Raw genomic sequence first — 13,920 nt, forward strand, 5'->3', positions numbered from 1 at the left:
AACAACAAGGAGAGAATGACGTGAACATCTCACGCAGCACCAAAGGGCAACGGCGCCGCTCCATCGCACGACGGACGAGCATCGCCGTCGGAGCAGCCGTCGCCGCGGCCGTCGCACTGACCTCGTGCTCGCTGTCGCCGAGCGCCTCGGGCAGCGGCAGCAACACCCTCACCGTCGCCATCTGGAAGGGCTACGGCGCCGACCTGCCCTGGGTCGCCACCGACTTCAAGAAGGAGACGGGGGCCACCCTCAAGTTCCAGTACATCGACTCCGAGTCGAACGAGCTGCAGCTGGTGAACAAGGCCAACGGCGGCATCGACGTCGCCCTGCCGAACATCCAGTACATCGGCCAGGGCATCGACCAGGGCATCTTCCACGAGCTGGACACCGCCAAGCTGACGAACTACAACGACTTCTACCCGGACTTCTCCGGCCGCAAGGAGATCCGCAAGGACGGCAAGCTCTACGGCGTCCCGTGGACCTGGGGCAGTACTGGCCTGTTCTTCGACGGCAGCAAGGTGACGCCGACGCCCGACTCGCTCAGCGTGCTGTGGGACCCGAAGTACAAGGGCCAGATCGCGCTCATCGACGACGCGACCGTGCTCGTCCCGATCACCGCCCTGTACCTCGGTGAGGACCCGCAGAACCCCGACATGGCGAAGGTCACGCCGGCGCTGCAGAAGCTGAAGGACAACGCCAAGCTGCTGTACTCGTCCACCGACGACCTCGCCAAGGGCATCGCCAGCGGCGCCATCGTCGCGGGGATCGCGAACTCCGACGGCATCGGCGGCCTGATCGACGCCAAGGCGCCGGGGACCACGAACTTCAAGTACGAGATCACCAAGGAGGGCGCGGTCGGCTGGATCGACAACTGGGCGATCGCGGCCAAGACGCAGCACCTCGACCTCGCCTACAAGTGGCTGAACTACATGACCGGCAAGGACTTCCTCACCAAGTGGGCGAACACCCCCGCCGACTCCTCGCCGGCCCCGGCGAACAAGTCGGTCGTCGCCGCGCTCGAACCGGCCACGCTGGACCGCCTCCAGGCGAACCCCGACAAGATCTCGAGCCTCGCGCTGCAGCTCCCGCAGCCCGCGGACCGGCTCCAGTCGTGGGTCGACGCCTGGACGCAGGTGAAAGCCGGCTCCTGATGACCACCGCCCCTCTCTCCCTGGCCCGCCGTCCCCGGCGGCGGGCCAGGGGGGCCCTGGGCACGGGCTTCCTGCTCACCCCCGGCGGCCTCCTGCTCGTCCTGTTCGCCCTGCTCCCGCTGGTCGCGCTGCTGATCATCGGGTTCACGAACGGCTCCGGCGGCTTCACCGTCGAGAACTTCACGGAGATGTTCTCGAGCGCGGTGTATATGTCGCTGCTGAGCCGGACGCTGCTGATCGCGTTCTGCGTGACCGTGGTCAGCATCGCGCTGGCCTGGCCGGCGGCGTGGGCGCTGGCCCGTTACACGAGCCCGCGGGCGAAGCCGCTGATCCTCGGGTTCGTCATCATCCCGTACATCACGTCGCAGCTGCTGCTGATCTACGGGTTCGTCAGCCTCATCCAGGCCGGTGGGCCGGTGATGTCGTTCCTGTCCTCGATCGGGCTCGCCGACCCGCAGGCGTCGATCATGTACACGCCGGCGGCGAACATCCTCATGCTGATCCAGGAGTCCATCCCCACCGCGATCCTGGTGATGTACTCGGCCTCCGAGCAGATCAGCGGGTCGGTGCTGGAGGCCTCCCGCACCCTGGGCGCGTCGAAGGGCTTCGTGTTCACGCGGGTCATCTGGCCGCTCAGCTCGGCGATGATCGGCGTGAACTTCGCCCTCACTTTCGTGCAGACCGTCGGGGCGTTCGCCGAGCCCGCCATCCTCGGCGGCCCCAACGGGCAGATGCTCGGCAACACCATCTCCGCCCAGCTCTCCGCGGGAGTCCACCAGCAGTTCGCGGTGGCGATGTCGCTGGTGCTGCTGGTGACGTCGCTGGCGATCGTCGGAGGCGTGACCGGGCTGCTGTCGTGGTCGCGCTCCGCGTTGTCGGGTGTCTCGAAGGCGGGCCGGCCGCGCGTGGAGAGCGTCGCTGCGCAGACCCTCATCGCCGAGGATGCGCTGACCACAGAAGGAGTCCTGCGATGAAGACCGCCGTCCTGCCCCGGCTGATGAAGGTCTGGCTGTTCGTGGTGCTGGTCGTCCTGGCACTGCCGCTGCTGGCCATGACCGCGCTCAGCCTCAACCAGTCCCGGTACGGCACGTTCCCGTTCCACTTCACCCTCGACTGGTACGCCAACCTCTCGCACGATCAGGCCCTCGTGGACGCGCTGCTCACCAGCCTCAACCTGGCGACGCAGGCGACGATCTTCGCCGTCATCGTCGGCACGCTGCTCTCCCTCGGGATGGCCCGCAGCCGCATCTACATCACGGCTCCGATCAACAGCCTCCTGCTCGCCCTGCTCACGGTCCCTGCGCTGATCCTCGCCGCCGGGTTCGTCGTGGTGTTCGGCTGGCTGGGCCTCGGGTCGAGCACGCTCGGGCTGATCCTCGCCTCGATCGTGACCTCGCTGCCGTTCGTCGTGCTGATCGTCTCCGGCCGGCTGCGCGACCTGAACCCGAATTACGCGGAGGCGGCGCACTCGCTCGGCGCCGGCCCGCTGCGGACGTTCCTGACCATCACCATCCCGCTGATCGGGCCGTCCATCATCGCGGGAGGCCTGCTGGCCTTCGTGATCACGTTCAACAACTTCGCGATCCAGCTCTTCCTCGCCCCGATCGGGGTGTCGACGCTGCCGGTGCAGATCTACTCGATGGTCCGCCTCGGCGTGACGCCCGACGTGGACGCGCTGGCGACGATCATCATCCTCTCCACGGTGCTGCTGGTGGTCATCCTCAACTGGCTGTCCGGCAACGCCGCCAAGCTCTTCACGACCTCTACGAACAAAGGAAACTGATGGCCGAGCTCACTGTGACGGGTGTGTCGAAGACGTTCAACGGCACCCGCGTCCTCGAACCGCTGGACCTCCGCGTCGGCGATGGCGCCTTCTGCTGCATGCTGGGCTCCTCCGGGTCCGGCAAGTCCACTCTGCTGCGCATCGTCGCCGGCCTGGAGGACCCCGACGGCGGCTCCATCCGGGTCGGGTCGCGCGATGTGACCCGGCTCTCGGTGGAGAAGCGCAACATCGGGTTCGTCTTCCAGAACTATGCGCTGTTCCCGCACCTGTCGGTGCTGGCCAACGTGATGTACGGGCTCCGCGCCCGCCGCACTCCGCGGGCGGCGGCGAAGAAGAAGGCGGAGGACATGCTGGGCCTGGTCGGCCTCGGCGACTTCGGCGGACGCTCCCCGGCCCAGCTCTCCGGAGGCCAGCAGCAGCGGGTCGCGCTGGCGCGGGCCCTCGTGACCTCCCCGGACCTGTTGCTGCTGGACGAGCCGCTGTCCGCGCTGGACAAGAAGATCCGCGGCGAGATGCAGCGCGAGCTCAAGCGCATCCACCGGGAGACCGGGCTGACGACGATCATGGTCACCCACGACCAGGAGGAGGCGATGGACCTCGGCGACCAGGTGATGATGCTCGACCGCGGTGTGGTCCAGCAGAACGACACCCCCGAGTCGCTGTACCGGACTCCTGGGAACCGGTTCGTGGCGCAGTTCCTCGGCGGCCAGCCCCTCGGCACCGGCGTCGTCCACGGCTCCGGCCGGGCCGCGCGGGTGGCGATCGGCGGGCTGTCGCTGACGACGGCGCAGGACGACCTCCGCGAGGGCGACCGCGTCGACGTGCTGGTCATGGCCGAGCGTGTGCGCATCCTCGCGGAGGACGCGGCCTCCACGCCGGGGTCGGCCACGGGTGTGCTGCGCGCGGTCGACTTCTTCGGGCCGTTCGCGCGGGCCGAGATCGTCGCGGGCGACCTCCGCATCCCGGTCACCATGCTCTCCCAGGCCGCCGAGGCGCTGACCCCCGGTCAGCAGGTCGGCTTCACCATCGCCCCCGAAGGCCTCCACGCCTTCGCCTGACCGCCGAAACGTGACTAATCGCGGGAATCCGACCTCGGATTCCCGCGATTACTCACGTCTCGTCGGCTTGGACGGTCCGGCGGCGGGCCTGGGGGTCGGTGAGGAGGGTCGGGTTGTCCGGGCGCTGCTCGACCGAGCCCCGGCCGGGCGGGAGGCTGCGGACCTCCTCGTCGGCGATCGGGTCGAGCAACTGGGTCACGATCGCGGGGCCCGGGTGTACGTGATCTCCTGAAAAGGAAGACGCGACCAAATCTCCTGCCGAACGGGGTTCGGAAGGAGATCCAGTGAGTGTCGGGCCCAAATCTCCTGCGGAGAAGTGCGCGCGCGGAAGCCGGACGTCACGTCTCGTCGGCTTGGACGGTCCGGCGGCGGGCCTGGGGGTCGGTGAGGAGGGCCGGGTTGTCCGTGCGCTGCTCGACCGAGCCCCGGCCGGGCGGGAGCCGCCGGACCTCCTCGTCAGTGATCGGGTCGAGCAGCTGGGTCACGATCGCGGGGTCCGGGTGCAGGAAGGGCCGGTCCCAGAACGGGACGGTCGCCCGCGCCACGTCCGTCAGCCCGAGCTCGTTCTGCTGGGTCAGCAGCCGCTCCAGGAGGGCGGCGAGCCCGAGTTGCCGAGCGTCCGCGTCTCCTGCGGCGAGCACCGCGTCGACGTGGGGCTGCAACTCGCCCGCGCGGGGGAGCGCGGCGAAGAGGGTGCCGAACCACTTCGCGTACGGAGGCCAGCGCCGCTCCAGCAGGAAGGCCAGGTGCATCGCCACCTGGGTCAGCCGCGCGCCGATGATGCGCGCGCCGGCGTCGTCGCCCAGCTCGGCTGCCCGGCCCATCAGCGGCAGCTCCTCGGCGAGCCGCGCCCAGTCGCAGGCGAGCACATAGCGCCAGATGTCGTCCGGATACCAGTCGAGCGCTTGCCGCGCCCTCCCGAGCTCGCCGTCCGCGTCGACGAAGACCGGCCCGGCCACCACTTCGAGCACCGCCTGCCCGGTGAGCGAGAGCCAGTCGGAGGTCGAGACGCCCGCACGCGGGTCGAAGCCGAGGCGTGACCGGAGGAACCGCGGCACCGAGTTCACGTCGACGTGGTGGCGCGGGCGGGTCTCGCCCGTGAGCGCGAACCGCGTCGGCAGGCCGTCGAAGGTGTCCGGCAACGCCTGATCGAGGGAGGCGGAGACCTCCTCGATCGCGTCATCGGCGACGAACAGCTGCAGCCGGAGTCCCCAATCGTGATCGCGCGACCTCGCGTCGTCCAGGCCGAGGACGTCCGAGCCCGGGCCGAGCCGTCCCGCTGCGTAGGGGAGGCCGGGGAAGCGCGAGGCGAGCAGGGGCCCGACGATCTGCCGGTGGTACGCGCGAGCGAGGGCGATGCCCGTCGTGGTGTCGTCGATCACACCTCCATCGTGCCGCGGGAGGCGTGCGTCAGGCGCGGTACACGCTGCGGCCGTCGATGAACGTCTCGACCACCCGGGCGGCGTCGAACGAGCGCCCGTCCGAGATGTCGCTGTCCAGGAGGACGAGGTCGGCGGCGAACCCGGGTGTCAGCCGTCCGGTGGTCGCCTCCAGCCGGCCGATCCAGGCCGCCGTTCCGGTGTAGGCGTCGAGCACGGTCGCCGCCGGCAGCGCCTCCGACGCCAGCAGCGGCTCGCTGAGCGCCTGCCCCGTCGCGTGCGGATCCGTGGAGGGCGCCAGCCGCGTCGTGCCGGTGTGCATCGCCCACAGCGGGTTCGGGTCGGACACCGGCCAGTCGCTGCCGCCGACGATGCGTGCGCCGTGTCGCCGCAGCGACTCGAACGGGAAGTGCCTGCCTGCCCGGTCGTCGCCCATCATCGGCAGCTTGCGCTCCACGATCTCGGTGTCCGTGCGCGCCCACAGCAACTGCGCGTTCACGGTGACGTCGAGCTCGGCGAACCGGTCGACGTCGGCGCTGTCCACCACGTCGAGGTGCGCGAGCTGGTGGCGGCCTCCCGCCGGCCCGTTGACGGACCGGGCGTGCGCCACGGCGTCGAGGCACTCGCGCACGGCGCGGTCGCCCACCGCGTGAAGGTGCACGTCGAAGCCGCGGGCATCCAGCTCGGCGACGATCGTCGCGAGCTCCTGGGCAGGGATGAACGAGTCGCCGCGCACGCCTGCCTCGTCGCTGTAGTCGTCGAGGAGGGCGGCGGTGCGGTTCTCGATCATGCCGTCCTGCATGATCTTGACGGTGCCGGCCTCGATCCGCCCGGCCTGCGCAACGCGCTCCCGCCGCGCCTCCAGGTCGGCGAGCTGTTCCAGGCCGCGGTCGCGGTCCCACCACTGGCAGAGCACCACTCGGGCGGAGAGCGTGCCCTGCCGCGCCAGATTCAGGTAGGCGTCGAGCGAGTCCGGTCCGAGCTCGCTCTTGCCCACGGCGGCGTCGTGCCAGGTGGTCACGCCGACCGAGTGGAGGCGGTGCTGGGCGGCCAGGATGGCCTCCTCCACGGCGCCGGGGCCGGGCTCGGGGAGGATCGGGTCCAGCGCCTGCATCGCGGTGTCGAGCAGCACGCCGGTGAGCGCGCCGCGCTCGTCGCGCACGAAGCGGCCGCCCAGCGGGTCGGCGGCGTCCGGCGCGATCCCGGCGGCCTCCAGAGCCCGGGAGTTGACCCAGACGCCGTGGCCGTCGTGGCTGGTGAGGATCACGGGCCGGTCGGCCTCCACGCCGTCGAGCAGCTCGCGCGTGGGGAGGCCGCCCGGGAAGACGTCGCCGTACCAGCCGACGCCGACGATGACGTCGAGTTCGGGATGCGCGGCCGCGTACCCGGCGATGATCCGCAGGTACTCGTCGGCGTCGTGCACGGGCATGAGGTCGATGCCGAGCAGCGAGGCACCGGCCATCGGCGGGTGCACATGCGTGTCGTGGAAGCCGGGGAGCAGGGAGGCGCCGGCCGCATCGCGGACGACCGTGCCGGCACCCCGCAGTGCCGCCAGCTCGTCGTCCGCCCCGACCGCCGCGATGAGCCCGTCACAGACGAGCACGCCGCCGTCCTGCCAGCCGCCGTCGCCGAGGTACAGGCGGGCGTTGGTGAAGTGCAGACTCGTCATCGGCGTCCCTTTCGCGCTCACCGACCAGTCTCGGCGGCGGCGCTGGATCACGCAAATAGTTTCGACTGGATCAGTTCATCATCCGAGCAGATGCGTGTCCGAAACGTCAGATCACGCGCGCACAGGCTCCGGGTTGAGCGCCTCCGCGACCACCTGCGCCGCGATGTCGCTCACCGCGCGCGCCCGGGCGGTCGCCCGCACCGACCGCATCGCCGCCAGCACGACGGGGAGGGCGGGGACGCTGTCCGCGATCGGCAGCGCAGCCACCCGGTGGCCGTCGTAGCTGAAGTCGTGCCGCGGTCGCTGGTTGAGGATCGAGAAGCCGTGCCCGTGCGCCACGAACGCGCGCACCGTCTCGTAGTTGAGCGAGCGGTGCCGGATCTCCGGCTGCAGCCCGGCGCCGGCGAGGATGCCGAGGAAGTACTCCCGGCTGTGCGGCAGGTCGAGCAGGATCATCGGCTCCCGCGACAGCTCGCGCAGGAACACCTGCGGCGACGCGGCGAGCGGATGGTCGGCCGGCAGGATCACATGCGGGGGAGCGTCCGACAGCACCGCCGTGCGGATGTCGTTGCCGAATCCGAAGTCGTAGCCGATCAGCAGCTCCACCCGGCCGCTGCGCAGTGCGGCCCTGGCGCCGTCGGTGTCCAGCTCGTCCACCTCGATGTCGAGGTACGGGTGCTCGGCGCGCACCCGGCTGACGATCGCGGGGAGGATGAACGGCGCGAGCGTCACGAAGCAGCCGATCCGGATGGTGCCGCGCACCTGGTTGTCGATGCCGCGCGCGGTGTCGAGCGCCTCCTCCAGGTTGAGCAGGAGCGCCCGGGCGTCGCCGAGGAACTGCTGCCCGGCCGGCGTGAGGGTCAGGCCGCGCGAGCGCTGGCGGATGAAGAGCTGCGCGCCGACCTGCTGCTCGAGTTGCGCGATGGCCGACGAGACGGCGGACTGGGCGACGAACAGCTCTTCGGCGGCGCGGGTCATCGAGAGGTGCGTGGCGGCCTCGATGAAGTAGCGGAGCTGCGCCAGGGTGACATCCGGCTTCTTGCTCATGGGAGGCCTCCATTACGACCAGGTTTCGGCACTGTTTCCTGCGGCGCGGTATCTCTCCAAGTGATGCAGTGCTTCAGGCAACCTTAGTTGATTGATGCGCCCGAAAGGCAGAGGCTTCTATGCCAAGCCCCCAGGCCACGACGAGGAGCACATCCATGACCACAGAGGTCCGCAGCGACGCCCTCGGCGTCGAGACCCGCACCATCGACTACATCCCCGAGGACGAGCGGCACGGCAAGGCCCGCAACCTGTTCACGATCTGGTTCGGCGGCAACATCATGATGCTGTCGATCGCGACGGGCCTGCTCGCGACCGCGGTGTACGGCCTCCCGATCTGGGCGGCGATCGTGGCGCTCGTCGTCGGCAACCTGATCGGCGGCGTCGTGATGGCCCTGCACGCGGCGCAGGGGCCGCAGATGGGCGTGCCGCAGATGCTGCAGACCCGGGCGCAGTTCGGGTCGTACGGCAGCCTCCTGGTGGTCGTCATCGTGGTCGGGATGTACGTGGCGTTCTTCGCCTCGAATGTGATCCTGGGCGGCCAGGCGCTCGACTCGCTCACCCACCTTGGCGCGTTCTGGTCGACCGTGATCGTCGGCCTGATCAGCGTCTTCGGCGCCGTGTTCGGCTACCGGCTGCTGCATGTGTTCGGGACGGTGATGAGCGTCGTCGCCGGCCTCACCATCGCCATCGTCTTCGTCTACATCTTCGCCGCGGGCACCCTCCCCGCGAGCGCCATCGACTACGGCTCGGTCACCGCCGCCGGCATCATGGGCACCATCTCGGTCGCCGCGCTCTGGCAGATCGCGTACGCGCCCTACGTGTCCGACTACACGCGCTACATGCCGAAGGACACCGGCGTGCGCGCCGCGTTCTGGGCGACGTTCGCCGGCTGCGTGGCGGGCTCGGTCATCCCGATGGTGCTCGGCTCCATCGTCGGCGCGGCCTTCCCGAAAGACGACGTCGCGACCGGGCTCAGCGCCCTCATCCCCGGGATCGCCGGGCTCGCGATGCTCGTGTTCGGCGTGGGGATCAGCGTCAGCAACGGGATGAACCTCTACTGCGGCAGCCTCGCCATCATCACCATCGGGCAGACGCTGTTCCCGAAGTGGATCCCGCGGGCCGTCACCCGCGGCGCCATCGCGGTCATCCTCTTCCTCGTCGCGCTGGTCCTCGGCTTCGCCTTCTCGGCCAACTTCCTGGTCAACCTGTCGAACCTGATGATCCTGCTGCTCTGCGTGCTCATCCCGTGGACGGCCGTCAACCTGGTCGACTACTACGCGGTCAAGCACGGCAAGTACGACATCCCCTCGCTGTTCCGGCAGGACGGCGGCGTCTACGGCCGGATCAACCGCAACGCGGTGGTCTGCTACGTGCTGGGCGTCCTCATCCAGCTGCCGTTCATCAACACCGCCTTCTACACCGGGCCGATCGCGACCGCGCTCGGCGGCGTCGACATCTCGTGGATCGTCGGCCTGGCCGTGATCTGCCCGCTGTACTACGCGCTCATGAAGTGGGCGCCGTCGAAGGCGGCGGCGCCGACCGCGGTCTCCGCCTCCCTCCCCACCCCCGTCGCAGGAGCAGAATGACCCACGATCCAGCAGCACAGGCCGCCGCCGAGTACGACTACGTCGTGGTCGGCGGCGGCACTGCGGGCGGCATCGTCGCCGCGCGCCTCTCCGAGAACCCGGACGTGACGGTCGCGCTCCTGGAGTGGGGGCCGAGCGACCGCGACGAGGGCCGCGCCCGCGAGCTCCGGCGCTGGGAGGAGATGATCGGGAGCGAGTACGACCTCGACTATCGCAGCGTGCCGCAGGAGCGCGGCAACTCGTACATCCGGCAGACCAGGATGCGGATCCTCGGCGGCTGCTCGACCGCGAACACCATGATCGCGTGGCGGCCGCTCGCGTCCGACCTCTCCGAGTGGGTGGAGGCGGGGGCGACCGGGTGGGATGCGGCGAGCTTCCAGCCCTACTTCGACCGGCTCGCCATCCCGGTGCACCCGGTCGGCGCGGCGGACCGGAACCCGTTCGTCGCGGATGTGGTCGCCTCCGCCGTCTCGGCCCTCGGCCTCCCGCTGCAGGAGCGCTGGAACGACGGCCGCATCGACACCCTGGCGCGCGGCGCCGGCTTCTTCGAGGTGGGCTACGACCCGGCGACGAACGTGCGCGGGTCGAGCTCCATCCACTACCTCCACGACGTGATGGACGACCGGGAGTCGCTGGACGTGATCACGGGCGCGCGGGCCTCGCGGATCGTGCTGGACGGCGGCCGCGCGGTCGCGGTGCACTACCGCGACGCGTCCGGCATGCTGCGCGAGGTCAGGGCGCGGCGCGAGATCGTGCTCGCCTGTGGCGCGATCGACACCCCGCGGCTCCTGCTGCTGTCCGGGATCGGCCCGGTGCCGGTGCTCGCCGCAGCGGATGTTCCGCTCGTGCACGAGCTGCCGGGCGTGGGGGAGAACCTCCAGGACCACGTCGAGGGCCTGGTCGTGTGGGAGGCCGTGTCGGCGCCGCCCGCCGTCTCGGCCTCCGGCTGGGACGCCGGCGCGATGGTCGGCGTGGACGGCGACCCGGCGCGCGCGGACGTGCTGATGCACTTCCCGGTGGAGCCGGTGGTCGACCATCCGCGCGCCCGCGGCGTCGTCTTCCCGCCCGCCATCGTCGCCATCGCGCCCAATGTCGCGAAGCCGCACAGCCGAGGCCGCGTCACCATCGCCTCCGCCGACCCGGACGCGCCGCCCGTGATCGACTACCGCTACTTCACGGACGCCTCCGGCCACGACGAGCGGATGCTGGTCGCCGGGGTGCGGCTGGCGCGCCGGATCGCCGAGGCCGAGCCGATGCGCGGCCACCTGGTGCGGGAGGTCTTCCCCGGCCCCGACGTCCAGACCGACGAGGAGCTGTCGGCCGTGCAGCGCGACATCCACCAGACCGTCTACCATGTGAGCGGCACCTGCCGGATGGGCGCCGCCGACGACGACCTCGCGGTCGTCGACCCGGCGCTGCGCGTCCGCGGCATCGACGGCCTCCGCATCGCGGACGCGTCGATCTTCCCGACGCTGACGTCGGTCAACCCGGTCATCACCGTGATGATGGTCGCCGAGCGGGCGGCCGACCTCCTCGCCGCCCCCACCCCCACCTAGCCGCCCACCCGCCTCGCCCTCTCCTCGCTAACGGAGGAGTTCTCGCCCCACGAGGCCGCAGACTCCTCCGTTACCTGCTTTCACGGCACCTCCCGTGCCTGATGTCCTCCGTTACCGACGGCGTCGCTAACGGAGGACATCCACCGGCAGCGGCCCCGGGATGGCAGTTAGCGGAGGAGATCCCGGCTTGGTGGGCCGGGATCTCCTCCGTTCGCTGCGCGGGAGGGGCGGGCGGGGGCCGGGTCAGTCGCGGATCGGCTCGAGGAGGACCTCGGGGCCGGGGGCGACGCGGCGGTCACGGGCGCGCTGCCAGAAGTAGCCGGCCAGGGCCAGGACGCTGATGACGATCAAGGTGCCGACGGTGAAGCCTTCGAAGGTGGGACGGTCGACACCCCAGGTGTCGACGAAGTCGTACTTGAGACCCAGCAGCCCCTCGAGCGTGCCGGGGAAGACCGCCACCCAGGAGCCGAGCAGCACCCACGCGTAGATGATCACGACGGCGGTCCACAGCCCGCCGCGGCCTCCCGGGACCCGGAAGGGACGCTCGACGTCCGGGTACTTCCGGCGCAGGCGGATGATGGACGGGAAGATCACCAGGTACGACAGCAGCAGCGTCGAGATCGCGACCGTCAGCACCACGGTGAACACCGCGGCGGTGCTGCCCTTGAGCAGCAGCGTCGCCGCGACGCAGAACACCGTGGCCACGATCCCGGAGAGCAGGTTCATCCGCACCGGGGTGCCGAAACGCTTCGAGAAGACGCCGAAGTAGCGGAAGAACGCACCGTCCGCGCCGGCGGCGGCCTGCACGCGGTCGGAGGCGATCATCCACGCGCTCGCCTGGGTGAGCACCACGAACACGAACAGCAGCGCGGCGATGAACATCACCGGGCCGGTCGCGATGCCGTAGACCGAGAAGACCTCCTTGAACGCGTCGAGCAGGCCGCTGGCGCCCTGGACCTTGTTCGCCGGGAGCACGGCCAGGATGGCGAAGATCGGCACGAGGTAGCACAGGATCGAGATGATGCCGGAGGAGGTGATCGCGCGCGGCACGTCGCGCTGCGGGTTCCGCATCTCCTCGGCCGCGCCGTTGGGCGCCTCGAAGCCGACGACCGCGAACAGGATCACCGGCGTCACCGCGAGGAACCCGCCGAGCGTCGGCGAGAACGCCCCGGCCGCATACCCGTGCACGCCGTTCTTGACGGCGTAGACGGCCACCGTGACGACGAACACCACCAGCAGCAGGATCTTGATGATCGCCCCGGCGGCGACGATGTGCTTGCCGTACTGGAGGCCGATGATCGCGGTGCCGATGGCCAGCCAGATGAACACCAGCTTGAAGACGATGTCCCCTGCACTGCCCTCCGGGAGCGGGGCGATGTAGGCGCCCCAGGTCGCGGCGGAGATGAACACCAGCGAGCCGCCCATCCAGAGCGGGTTGGTGATCCAGTAGAACAGCGTCGCGATCGCCGCCGTCAGCTTGCCGAACGCGAGCCGCACCCAGACGAACGGGCCGCCCTCGTCGTGGAATGTGCTGCCGAGCTCGGAGATGACGAGCGCGTAGGGGAACAGGAAGGTGAGGCCGATCACGGCCGTCCAGGTGAACGCCTCGGCGCCGCCTCCCGCCGCGATCTGCGCGACCGTGTCGATGGAGATGACGGCGCTGATCGACAGGAAGACGATGTCGAGCCGGCCGAGGGTCTTGCGGAAATGCTGGGTTCGGATGTTCGAGGTCTGGAGCTTCGTGTCGGTCATCGGGGACTCCTTCGTCCTTGCATTCTCTTCGGGTGGGACTGGCGGGGGAAATCGGCCGGGGGACGCCCGGCCGGTGGGGCTACCCGGCCGCGCTGAACGCGCGATCCAGGCGGAGGATCTTCTCGGCACGGCCGAGGCGCGGGAGGTCGCTGCCGTCGCGGACGACGCGGCCGGCTTCCTCGAACTCGTCGAGGAAGCCGGCCGCCCAGGACACGTCCTCGGCGGAAGGGGCCATCACCTCGTTGACGATGCCGACCTGCGACTCGCGCAGGCAGAGCCGCCCGGTGAGGCCGAGCGCGGCGGCCGACCGCGACTGCTCAGTGACGATCGGCGTGCCGTCGAGCACCGACGGCCCGTCGATCGGGCCGGGGAGGCCGCCGACGCGGCTCGCGACGACGAGCCGCGAGCGCGGGTAGGCCAGGGCGGCGTCCGAGTTGGCGACGCCCGTATCGCGGCGGTAGTCGCCGCTGCCGAACGCCAGCCGGAAGGCTCCTGCCGAGCGGGCGATCAGGGCGGCGTTCTCGATGCCCAGGGCGGACTCGATGAGGGCGACCACCGGTGTGGCGCCGCCGAGCCGCTCGGCGGTCTCCGTGACGTGGGCCGCCTCCTCGGTCTTGGCGAGCACGACGCCGAGCAGCCCGGGGAGGCCGCGCAGCCGTTCCACATCCCCGGCCCAGAAGGCCGAGGTGCGGTCGTTGACGCGCACCCAGGCCGCACCGCCGGACTCCAGGAACCGTGCGACGCACTCCCGCTCGACCTCCTTGCGGGACGCGTCGATCGCGTCCTCCAGGTCGATGACGACGGCGTCGGCGGCCGAACCCGCGACGGCCACCGCGTCGAGGCGTGTTGCCGCCAGGAGCAGCCAGGAGCGGGCGACCTCGGGAGGCACCCGGGTGGTCGTGCGCGGCGTGGCGTCGAGCTGCATTGTCATGGCCGGCC

At 70.4% G+C, this 13,920-nt stretch carries 12 protein-coding genes; 6 read left to right on the forward strand and 6 right to left on the reverse strand.

The genetic code is table 11. The features are described 5' to 3' along the window. Positions 1-20: 20 nt before the first annotated feature. From ACFRFH_RS15045 to ACFRFH_RS15060, 4 genes are read left to right on the forward strand one after another with little or no spacing between them, the layout of a single operon-like run. Complete coding sequence (locus tag ACFRFH_RS15045) at positions 21-1,151, forward strand: PotD/PotF family extracellular solute-binding protein (protein ID WP_382463798.1); 1,131 nt, start codon at positions 21-23, stop codon at positions 1,149-1,151. Continuing rightward, the gene (locus ACFRFH_RS15050; RefSeq protein ID WP_382463799.1) at positions 1,151-2,125 is read left to right on the forward strand and encodes an ABC transporter permease; all 975 of its coding nucleotides are present in this window, start codon (positions 1,151-1,153) and stop codon (positions 2,123-2,125) included. The genes ACFRFH_RS15045 and ACFRFH_RS15050 overlap by 1 nt, the downstream gene beginning before the upstream one ends. Then, positions 2,122-2,934, forward strand: a complete 813-nt coding sequence (locus ACFRFH_RS15055) for an ABC transporter permease (RefSeq protein ID WP_382463800.1) — start codon at positions 2,122-2,124, stop codon at positions 2,932-2,934. Before ACFRFH_RS15050 ends, ACFRFH_RS15055 begins: the two co-directional genes overlap by 4 nt. Further along, on the forward strand, positions 2,934-3,992 hold the full coding sequence (locus ACFRFH_RS15060; protein ID WP_382463801.1) for an ABC transporter ATP-binding protein: 1,059 nt from the start codon (positions 2,934-2,936) through the stop codon (positions 3,990-3,992). The genes ACFRFH_RS15055 and ACFRFH_RS15060 overlap by 1 nt, the downstream gene beginning before the upstream one ends. A gap of 52 nt (positions 3,993-4,044) precedes the next feature. On the opposite strand, the gene ACFRFH_RS15065 is transcribed toward ACFRFH_RS15060, so the two are convergent. From ACFRFH_RS15065 to ACFRFH_RS15080, 4 genes are all read right to left on the reverse strand, one after another. Further along, positions 4,045-4,191 carry a hypothetical protein gene (locus ACFRFH_RS15065; protein WP_382463802.1) on the reverse strand — a complete coding sequence of 49 codons (147 nt, stop codon included), beginning with the start codon at positions 4,189-4,191 and terminating at the stop codon, positions 4,045-4,047. 139 nt (positions 4,192-4,330) lie between these two features. Beyond that, positions 4,331-5,374, reverse strand: a complete 1,044-nt coding sequence (locus ACFRFH_RS15070) for a DUF4037 domain-containing protein (RefSeq protein ID WP_382463803.1) — start codon at positions 5,372-5,374, stop codon at positions 4,331-4,333. A 28-nt stretch (positions 5,375-5,402) separates the two neighbouring features. Then, positions 5,403-7,040 carry an amidohydrolase gene (locus ACFRFH_RS15075; RefSeq protein WP_382463804.1) on the reverse strand — a complete coding sequence of 546 codons (1,638 nt, stop codon included), beginning with the start codon at positions 7,038-7,040 and terminating at the stop codon, positions 5,403-5,405. A 111-nt stretch (positions 7,041-7,151) separates the two neighbouring features. After that, positions 7,152-8,087, reverse strand: a complete 936-nt coding sequence (locus ACFRFH_RS15080) for a LysR family transcriptional regulator (protein WP_382463805.1) — start codon at positions 8,085-8,087, stop codon at positions 7,152-7,154. A gap of 155 nt (positions 8,088-8,242) precedes the next feature. Here ACFRFH_RS15080 and ACFRFH_RS15085 point away from each other — a divergent pair, with 155 nt between their 5' ends. Beyond that, the gene (locus ACFRFH_RS15085; RefSeq protein ID WP_382463806.1) at positions 8,243-9,673 is read left to right on the forward strand and encodes a purine-cytosine permease family protein; all 1,431 of its coding nucleotides are present in this window, start codon (positions 8,243-8,245) and stop codon (positions 9,671-9,673) included. Next, positions 9,670-11,229: a GMC family oxidoreductase gene (locus ACFRFH_RS15090; RefSeq protein WP_382463807.1), complete on the forward strand. Its 1,560-nt coding sequence runs from the start codon at positions 9,670-9,672 to the stop codon at positions 11,227-11,229. Before ACFRFH_RS15085 ends, ACFRFH_RS15090 begins: the two co-directional genes overlap by 4 nt. A 243-nt stretch (positions 11,230-11,472) precedes the next feature. On the opposite strand, the gene ACFRFH_RS15095 is transcribed toward ACFRFH_RS15090, so the two are convergent. Beyond that, complete coding sequence (locus ACFRFH_RS15095) at positions 11,473-12,981, reverse strand: APC family permease (RefSeq protein WP_382463808.1); 1,509 nt, start codon at positions 12,979-12,981, stop codon at positions 11,473-11,475. A 79-nt stretch (positions 12,982-13,060) separates the two neighbouring features. Beyond that, the gene (locus ACFRFH_RS15100) at positions 13,061-13,912 is read right to left on the reverse strand and encodes an HpcH/HpaI aldolase/citrate lyase family protein (protein WP_382463809.1); all 852 of its coding nucleotides are present in this window, start codon (positions 13,910-13,912) and stop codon (positions 13,061-13,063) included. Between the last annotated feature and the right edge of the window lie 8 nt (positions 13,913-13,920).

It is taken from the genome of Leifsonia sp. NPDC056824 (genome assembly GCF_042789575.1).
In the GTDB taxonomy this organism is placed as follows: domain Bacteria; phylum Actinomycetota; class Actinomycetes; order Actinomycetales; family Microbacteriaceae; genus Leifsonia.

Excerpts from the sequence above, each read along its gene's own strand:
- ACFRFH_RS15060 (WP_382463801.1), top strand. The coding sequence starts at position 2,934 with ATGGCCGAGCTCACTGTGACGGGTGTGTCGAAGACGTTCAACGGCACC.
- ACFRFH_RS15055 (WP_382463800.1), top strand. The coding sequence starts at position 2,122 with ATGAAGACCGCCGTCCTGCCCCGGCTGATGAAGGTCTGGCTGTTCGTG.
- ACFRFH_RS15095 (WP_382463808.1), bottom strand. The coding sequence starts at position 12,981 with ATGACCGACACGAAGCTCCAGACCTCGAACATCCGAACCCAGCATTTC.
- ACFRFH_RS15075 (WP_382463804.1), bottom strand. The coding sequence starts at position 7,040 with ATGACGAGTCTGCACTTCACCAACGCCCGCCTGTACCTCGGCGACGGC.
- ACFRFH_RS15100 (WP_382463809.1), bottom strand. The coding sequence starts at position 13,912 with ATGACAATGCAGCTCGACGCCACGCCGCGCACGACCACCCGGGTGCCT.
- ACFRFH_RS15080 (WP_382463805.1), bottom strand. The coding sequence starts at position 8,087 with ATGAGCAAGAAGCCGGATGTCACCCTGGCGCAGCTCCGCTACTTCATC.
- ACFRFH_RS15050 (WP_382463799.1), top strand. The coding sequence starts at position 1,151 with ATGACCACCGCCCCTCTCTCCCTGGCCCGCCGTCCCCGGCGGCGGGCC.
- ACFRFH_RS15090 (WP_382463807.1), top strand. The coding sequence starts at position 9,670 with ATGACCCACGATCCAGCAGCACAGGCCGCCGCCGAGTACGACTACGTC.
- ACFRFH_RS15085 (WP_382463806.1), top strand. The coding sequence starts at position 8,243 with ATGACCACAGAGGTCCGCAGCGACGCCCTCGGCGTCGAGACCCGCACC.